This is a genomic window from Pseudomonas sp. Sample_9 (assembly GCF_004307535.1).
Classification (GTDB): domain Bacteria; phylum Pseudomonadota; class Gammaproteobacteria; order Pseudomonadales; family Pseudomonadaceae; genus Aquipseudomonas; species Aquipseudomonas mercuritolerans.
Genome location: NZ_RAZO01000508.1, coordinates 1 through 1643, shown reverse-complemented (window position 1 = coordinate 1643; position 1643 = coordinate 1). Strand labels below are relative to the sequence as shown.

1 protein-coding gene and 1 pseudogene are annotated in these 1643 nt (G+C 58.4%); one reads left to right on the top strand and one right to left on the bottom strand.

The genetic code is table 11. The features are described 5' to 3' along the window. Window positions 1-135: 135 nt before the first annotated feature. Window positions 136-330 (bottom strand): annotated as a pseudogene (locus tag D6877_RS28705) (DNA-binding protein); the annotation flags it as partial. Window positions 331-729: 399 nt separating this feature from the next. Here D6877_RS28705 and D6877_RS28700 point away from each other — a divergent pair. Then, on the top strand, window positions 730-1643 hold a 914-nt coding region (locus tag D6877_RS28700), incomplete at its 3' end, for an S-type pyocin domain-containing protein (protein ID WP_130912869.1).

Sequence of the window (1643 nt, the reverse complement as noted above, 5' to 3'; positions counted from 1 at the left end):
TTCACTCGCAACCTACCGCTTAATGTCAGCGGATCAATTCCACGTGCCCCATCAGAGAAATGCCGCTGGGAAAAATCAGAAAGCCCGACATCGAGCCGGGCTTCTTATTACCACGGTGGATCACGCTGCTGTGTGAAGTCCGGTTGCGTTGGAGACAGCGGCAAAACCGCCTCTCGCTTCCACCACACGTCGCACCGCGGTGAGAAACACAGACTCACCGCCCTCTTCATCAATTTCTTCCAATGCTGCAACGAGATATTCGAGAGCGAAATTCTCGTCCGTGCGCAGCATTTCGAGAACACTGTCCTCGTGATTGCTTACGCTTTTCATTGAGCTACCTCTTCAGCGCCTTCCAGATTTCTTTTGATTGATCGATGTCGTGTTGCTGCCTTTGTTTTGTTCCACCGCCCAGCAAAAGTGAAGCCCCTCCTGGGAACCGTACAAAAAACATCCTCAGGCAACGCCGCGTAGGCTGTCGACCTGAATCATCTGTACGAGAAATCCGGCGTAATCAGCCATTCAAACGAAAAGACTACAGCCGCGACCGACGATAATTTCGCCTGACCCAGGCGCAAAACCGCTGGACTGAGATAGCCCTGTAGGAAGCAGGCTCTGCTCACGTAAGAACTGGATTTTTCATCACGTCAAGCACCCGCCCCTCTCTCCCCGAATTGCCCTTCGGGCGACAAGCTCACCTTGGCTCGATTAAACGCCATACAGGGAGTGGGCATGCCTCAATACAAATACCTTCTCGACGATGACTGGTTTTTAAATCCGTATAGCGGTGGCAGGGCCTGGTTTACTTTGCTTCCACCGAAAGCGCCGGAGCCGGTGTACATCGAGAAGGATGAGTGGCCTGCGCCCAAGCCACGCGAAGACAGGGTATTTGCCAAATCCTGCACGCCGGACAACTGGTGTCGCACGGACGCTGGCACTGCCGAGGAGCCAGCCAGCAACTTCGGCAAGATCATGGTCGCCGGCGCCATGCTCATGCCATCCGCCAGTACCGCTGTCGCGACGGCAATAGGCGCCGACCTGGCTTTGGGGCGTCTGGCCGGCGGCGGGATTTTGCAACAGCGCCTGAACTGGGCCATCCGCGGCGCCGGCGGGCCGGCCAGCGTGTTCGTGCTGGGAATGCTGCCGAGCAAAATGGCCGACGGCACGCTTCACACCGACGAAGAACTACGCCGCATGAGCCGTGCCACCACGCGCGTGCGCTTCCAGTTTCGTCGTGATGCCGAAGGTGTTCTGCGGGTCTACGGCATCCACTCCGGCGCCTCTGGCGACGACGCCGTACGCACGGTGAACGTCAAGTGGAACGCCGACAAGACCGCCATGGAGGCCAAGCTCAACGGCATCACCATTCTCTGGACGCCGCAACGCGGGCCGTTGGGGTCGATGCCTCCGCTGGTTTATCCCGACCACGGTGAGGCACTCGACCCGATCCTCGTCCACCCGATTCCGGAGAACACCGATAGCCAGATTGAGGGTCTGCCGGGCGAGGATGTAACAGCCGAGGATTGTATTCTGGTGTTCCCGGCGGACACCGGGCTGAAGTCGTTGTATGTGGTTTATTCGAGGCCGGCGAGGCAGACGCCGGGGATCGTTACGGGGGTGGGTGAGGATGTGTCGGGGATATGGCT